Genomic DNA, 6,000 nt, shown 5'->3' with positions numbered 1-6,000 from the left:
CCGCCATGCAGTCCCCCGAACGCATCCATCCCGCCTTGTGGCGCGCCACCCAGCTGGCGCGCGGGGCGGCGCGCTGCCTGCCGACCGGGCATGCGGCGCTGTCGGCCGAGCTGCCGGATGGCGGTTGGCCGATGGGCAGCCTGGTCGAGCTGCTGTCTCCGCATCCCGGCGTGGGCGAGATCCGCTTGCTGCGCCCGGCCCTGTCCCAGCTGGAGACACGGCGTCCGATCGCGCTGGTGCAGCCGCCGCACGCGCCCAATATCGTCAGCTGGATGAGCTGGCGGCTGGATCCCCGGCAGTTGCTCTGGGTCTGCCCTGAAAAACCGGCGGACGCGCTCTGGGCCGCCGAGCAGATCCTCAGGAACGGCAGTTGCGGCGCCCTGCTCTGCTGGCTGCCCCAGGTCCGCCCCGAATCGCTGCGCCGGCTGCATCTGGCGGCCCAGGCCAGCGACCTGCTGTTCGTCGCCCTGCGTCCGTCCGCCGCCGCCGCCCACGCCACGCCCGCCCCCTTGCGGCTGGCGCTGGCGCCCGCGCCGGGCGGACTGTCCGTCCATATCCTCAAGCGCCGGGGGCCTGCCTGCGATACGCCGCTGCACGTGGGCCTGGAGCCCGGCGCCTTCGAAACACCCGCCCGCCATGCGCCTCTGGATCGCCGCCTGCCTGCGCTGCCTGCCGCTGGACGCCATACGCCCGCACTGGCCTGACGACGCCCAGGCCTATGCCGTGCTGGAGCAGGAGCGCGTGATCGCCCTGACCCCGGCCGCGCGCCTTGCGGGCGTGCGGCTGGACATGCGCCGCGCCGGCGCCGCCGCCATCGCGCCCCAGGTCGAGCTGCTGCCGCGCAGTCCGCAGGCCGAGGCCGACGCGCTGCAAGGCGCGGCGCTGGCCCTGCTGCAATACACGCCCGAGGTCGCGCTGGCCGACGAGGCCACCGTGCTGCTGGGCGTGGGCGCCAGCCTGCAATTCTTCCGTGGCCCGCGCGCGCTGGCGCGCCGGGTCGCCGCCACGTTGCGGGCGCTGGACTTGCGGGTGTCGCTGGGCATGGCGCCCACCGCCGCCGGCGCCTGGCTGCTGGCGCAGCGCCGCGAACGGCGCGCCTGCCGACGGGTGCTGACCCTGCCCACGCTCGTTCGCAGGCTCGACGCGCTGCCGCTGGCCCTGCTGCCCCCGGCGCGGCCGCGCCTGGACTGGCTGCAGGACATCGGCTGCGCCACGCTGGGCGACCTGCGCGCCCTGCCGCGCGCCGGCCTGCAGCGGCGCAGCGCGCCCGAACTGCTGGCGGCGCTGGACGCCGCCTATGGTCTGGCGCCCGAGCCGCAACGCTGGATCGAGCCGCCGGCGCGCTTCGCCCGCCGCATCGAGCTGATGGAATACCTGGAGCACACCGACGCGGTGCTGGCCGTGGCCCGCCGGCTGGCCGAACAGCTGGGCGGCTGGCTGGCCGCGAGCCAGCTGGCGGTGCGCAAGATCACGCTCAGCCTGGAGCACGAGCGCGGCCGCCGCGCGCGCCCGCCCACCGAGCTGGAACTGGCGCTGTCGCAACCAGCCTGGCAGCCGGCGCAGATCCTCGGCCTGCTGCGCGAGAAGCTGGGCCGCATGACGCTGACCGACCCGGTCATCGCCGTGGCCCTGCTGGCGCCCGAGACCGTGGCCCAGCCCGCCGCCAGCGCCACGCTGTTTCCCGAACCCGGCGGCACCGCCGAGGACCAGGCGCGGCTGCTGGACCTGCTCAGCGCGCGACTGGGCCGCGAACGCGTGCGCCGCGCCCGGCCCCAGGCCGATCACAGGCCCGAGGCCGCCAATGCCTGGGGCGACGCACTGCAAGCGCCCGCCGGCGCCGAGCCGCTGCCGGCGCTGCTGGACCGTCCCTTCTGGCTGCTGGATCCGCCGCAGCCGCTGCGCCTGGCCGGCGACCGCCCGCAGTATCGGGGCCAGGCGCTGCGGCTGATGCGCGGCCCCGAGCGCATCGAGAGCGGCTGGTGGGATCCGCAGCTGACCGTGCGCGACTACTTCGTCGCCGAGGACGAAGCCGCCGCGCGCTACTGGATCTACCGCGAGCGCGACGCCGAGCACGCGCGCTGGTTCCTGCACGGGCTGTACGCCTGACGCCGGCCCGCGGCTCCGCCCCACCGTTACGCCATCATGCGCCCGCCCGAAGATCCCGCCGACGCCCCGGAACTCCTGGCCCTGCTGCCCGGCTACGCCGAGCTGCACTGCCAGAGCAATTTCTCGTTCCTGCAAGGCGCCTCGCACCCGGAAGAGCTGGCCGCCCGCGCCGCCGAGCTGGGCTACGCCGCCCTGGCCATCACCGACGAGTGCAGCCTGGCCGGCGTGGTGCGCGCGCACATGGAGGCCAAGAAGCTCAACCTGCCGCTGCTCATCGGCGCCTGCTTCCAGCTGCGCGCCGCGCCCGACGCCGCGCCGCTGGGCCTGACCCTGCTGGCGCAGACGCGCGAGGGCTACGGCAACCTGTCCGAGCTGATCACGCTGGCGCGCTCGCGCGCGCCCAAGGGCGAGTACCGGCTGGCGCCCGAGGACTTCACCGATCCGCCGCCCGGCTGCGCGCACCTGCGCGGCCTGCCCGAATGCCTGGCCATCCTGACGCCCGAGTACGGCGCCGACGCCGCTCGCATCGCCGAGCAGGCGCGCTGGCTGGCGCGCGTGTTCCCGCGCCGCGCCTGGGTCGGGCTGACCCTGCTGCACCGTTCCCGCGAGGATCTGCACCGCGACGCCACCGTGGCGGCCGCGCAGGAAGCCGGGCTGCCGCTGGTGGCGCTGGGCCAGGTCCAGATGCACCTGCGCTCGCGCCAGCCGCTGCACGACACCCTGGCCGGCATCCGCAGCCACCAGCCGGTGTCGCGCTGCGGCTACGCGCTGGCCGGCAACGCCGAGCGCCACCTGCGCACGCGCATGCGGCTGGCCAGCCTGTACCCGCCCGAGGCGCTGGCGCAGACGCTGGCGGTGGCGCGGCGCTGCGGCTTCTCGCTGGACGAGCTGCGCTACGAGTATCCGGACGAGATCGTGCCGCCGGGCCACACGCCCGCCACCTACCTGCGCCAGGAGACGCAGGCCGGCGCCGCGCGCCGCTTCCCGCAGGGCGTGCCCGAGGCGATCGCCACGCAGATCGAGAAAGAGCTGGGCCTGATCCGCGACCTGCAATACGAGGCGTATTTCCTGACCGTCTACGACATCGTCCAGTTCGCGCGCGGCCAGGGCATCCTGTGCCAGGGCCGGGGCTCGGCCGCCAACTCGGCCGTCTGCTACTGCCTGGGCATCACCGAGGTCGACCCGATACGCGGCCACGCGCTGTTCGAGCGCTTCATCAGCAAGGAGCGCAACGAACCGCCCGACATCGACGTGGACTTCGAGCACCAGCGCCGCGAGGAAGTGATCCAGTACATCTACGACAAGTACGGCCGCGACCGCGCCGCGCTGACCGCGGTGGTCATCTCCTATCGGCCGCGCAGCGTGCTGCGCGACACCGGCCGCGCGCTGGGCGTGGACAACGGCGTGATCGACGCGGTGGCGCGCGCGCACCAGTGGTGGGACGGCAAGAAGGAAATGCTGCGCACGCTGGGCGCCTGCGGGCTGGACCCGGACTCGCGCGTGGCGCGGCAATGGGCCTGGCTGGCGCAAACGCTGATGGGCTTTCCGCGCCACCTGTCGCAGCACCCGGGCGGCTTCGTGATCTCGCGCGGCAAGCTCTCGCGCCTGGTGCCGATCGAGAACGCCGCCATGCCCGACCGCAGCGTGGTGCAGTGGGACAAGGACGACCTGGACGCGCTCAAGCTGCTGAAGGTCGACGTGCTGGCGCTGGGCATGCTGTCGGCGCTGCGCCGCACGCTGGAGCTGGCCGGCCAGCGCCGTGGCGCGCCGCTGCGGCTGCAGGACATTCCTCCGGGCGACGATCCGACCTACGACATGATCTGCGACGCCGACACCATCGGCGTGTTCCAGATCGAGTCGCGCGCGCAGATGAGCATGCTGCCCAGGCTGCGGCCGCGCAAGTACTACGACCTGGTGGTGCAGGTGGCCATCGTGCGGCCGGGGCCGATCCAGGGCGGCATGGTGCATCCCTACCTGCGCCGACGCCAGGGCAAGGAAGACGAAACCTATCCCAGCGAAAAGGTGCGCGACGTGCTCTCGCGCACCATGGGCGTGCCGATCTTCCAGGAACAGGTCATGCAGATCGCCGTGGTGGCGGCCGGCTTCACGCCCGGCGACGCCGACCAGTTGCGCCGCTCCATGGCCGCCTGGAAGCGCAAGGGCGGCGTCGACAAATACCGCGTCAAGCTGGTCGGCGGCCTGCTGGCTCACGGCTACACGCTGGACTTCGCCGAAGCGCTGTTCCGCCAGATCGAGGGCTTCGGCGAATACGGCTTTCCCGAAAGCCACGCCGCCAGCTTCGCGCTGCTGGCCTACGCCAGCTCCTGGCTCAAGCGCCACGAGCCCGAGGCCTTCCTGGCCGCCCTGCTCAACTCCCAGCCCATGGGCTTCTACGCGCCGGCCCAGCTGGTGCAGGACGCTCGCCGCCACGGCGTGCGCGTGCTGCCGCCCGACGTGGTGCACAGCGGCTGGGACTCGGCGCTGGAAACGCCACCGCCCGAGGCCCTCGCCACCCCGCGCCGGGCCCATCCCCACGCACCGCCCGCCGGCGAGCCGCGCCCCGCCGTGCGCCTGGGCCTGAGCCTGGTCCAGGGCCTGCGCGAGGAAGCGGCCCGGCGCATCGAGACCGCGCGCGCGCAGGCGCCCTATGCCGACACCGGCGACCTGGCGCGCCGCGCCGCGCTCACGCGCCACGAGCTGAACGCGCTGGCCGCCGGCGACGCGCTGCGCACGCTGGCCGGCCACCGCCGCCAGGCCAGCTGGGAAGCCGCCGCCAGCGCCAGCAGCCGCGACCTGCTCAGGCACGCCGCCATCCATGACGTCCAGGCCCCGGCGATAAGCGCGCCGGACGAAGGCCAATCGGTGGCCGCCGACTACCGCAGCGTCGGACTGACCCTGCGCAGCCACCCGGTGGCCCTGCTGCGCCCGCAACTGGCCGCGCGCAACTTCCAGCCCGCCGCCGTGCTCAACACCTATCCGCACCGACGCGTGGCGCGCGCCTGCGGCATCGTCACCGTGCGGCAGCGGCCGCAGACCGCCAAGGGCGTGATCTTCGTGACGCTGGAGGACGAGACCGGCCCGGTCAACGTGGTGGTCCGCACCGAGCTGATCGAACGCCAGCGCCGCGAGCTGCTCGGCTCCAGCCTGCTGGGCGTCTATGGCGCCTGGCAGAACGTGGACGGCGTGCGCCACCTGATCGCGCAGCGGCTGGTGGATATGTCCGAGCTGCTGGGCGGACTGAGCACGCAGAGCCGGAACTTCCATTGAGGCGGCCCGTCTCTGTCTGGTCTATCATGTTTTCTCGCGCGGACCCGACATGCATCCCGGTCCGCGCGGCATTTTCGCGTAGTTCATGTAGTAGCAAGGAGCCCTCTATGATCCGCAAGCTGATTCCCGTCCTGCTGGCCGCCACGCTGAGCGCCTGCGCCAACACCGGCGCGCCCCGCTCCCCGTCCAGCCCGTCCTCGGATACCAGCTCCAGCGCGCCCGCCGCCAGCAGCGGAACCTCGTCAGGATCCAGCTACAGCCCGATGGCCAGCGGCCCGTCCGGCAAGACCTGCGACGCCAGCGCCCTGCAATCCGAGATCGGCAAGAAAGCCACCCCTGCCGTGCTGGAAGACCTGCGCTCGCGCAGCGGCAGCCAGACCGCCCGCATGCTGCGGCCCGGCCAGCTAGTCACGATGGAATACAACGACACCCGGTTGAACCTGATCGTCGATGACAAGGATGTGATGACGGCGATCCGTTGCGGGTGAGATGCCGGGGATGGTCATGCCGGGGAACAGCTGTTACTCGGCATGGTTGAACAGCCTGTTCGGCGAAGGACAATTCGCCGCCGGCTTCGGCTATGCCTGCCAATTTCTAAGCTGCCTACTCGGCAGAGAACGTGCATGC

4 protein-coding genes and 1 CRISPR repeat array (1 of these 5 running past the window's edge) are annotated in these 6,000 nt (G+C 72.9%); all 4 genes read left to right on the top strand.

Features of this window, described 5'->3' with window-relative positions; all coding sequences use genetic code 11:
* Nucleotides 1–5: 5 nt before the first annotated feature.
* Nucleotides 6–704, top strand: coding sequence for a translesion DNA synthesis-associated protein ImuA (gene imuA / locus AC6LJ5_RS02255; protein ID WP_103274685.1), 699 nt, complete (start codon nt 6–8; stop codon nt 702–704).
* Nucleotides 637–2,106 (top strand): Y-family DNA polymerase, encoded by a 1,470-nt coding sequence (locus tag AC6LJ5_RS02250; protein ID WP_103274686.1) that lies wholly within the window; start codon nt 637–639, stop codon nt 2,104–2,106. Before imuA ends, AC6LJ5_RS02250 begins: the two co-directional genes overlap by 68 nt.
* Nucleotides 2,107–2,142: 36 nt before the next feature.
* Nucleotides 2,143–5,373, top strand: a complete 3,231-nt coding sequence (locus AC6LJ5_RS02245; RefSeq protein WP_498139739.1) for an error-prone DNA polymerase — start codon at nt 2,143–2,145, stop codon at nt 5,371–5,373.
* A 107-nt stretch (nt 5,374–5,480) separates the two neighbouring features.
* Nucleotides 5,481–5,861: an I78 family peptidase inhibitor gene (locus AC6LJ5_RS02240; RefSeq protein WP_103274688.1), complete on the top strand. Its 381-nt coding sequence runs from the start codon at nt 5,481–5,483 to the stop codon at nt 5,859–5,861.
* Between the two features lie 103 nt (nt 5,862–5,964).
* A CRISPR array of direct repeats spans nt 5,965–6,000; the repeat unit is 28 nt; unit sequence TTTCTAAGCTGCCTACTCGGCAGAGAAC; it runs 472 nt beyond the window's last position.

The sequence above is a fragment of the Achromobacter sp. 1011791174 genome (assembly GCF_059760925.1).
The sequence above is the reverse complement of the archived record's forward strand: the minus strand, read 5'-3'. Positions and strand labels throughout refer to the sequence as shown.

Bases quoted from the DNA above. Each gene is read 5' to 3' on its own strand.
- imuA (WP_103274685.1), top strand. From the start codon at position 6: ATGCAGTCCCCCGAACGCATCCATCCCGCCTTGTGGCGCGCCACCCAG.
- AC6LJ5_RS02250 (WP_103274686.1), top strand. From the start codon at position 637: ATGCGCCTCTGGATCGCCGCCTGCCTGCGCTGCCTGCCGCTGGACGCC.
- AC6LJ5_RS02245 (WP_498139739.1), top strand. From the start codon at position 2,143: ATGCGCCCGCCCGAAGATCCCGCCGACGCCCCGGAACTCCTGGCCCTG.
- AC6LJ5_RS02240 (WP_103274688.1), top strand. From the start codon at position 5,481: ATGATCCGCAAGCTGATTCCCGTCCTGCTGGCCGCCACGCTGAGCGCC.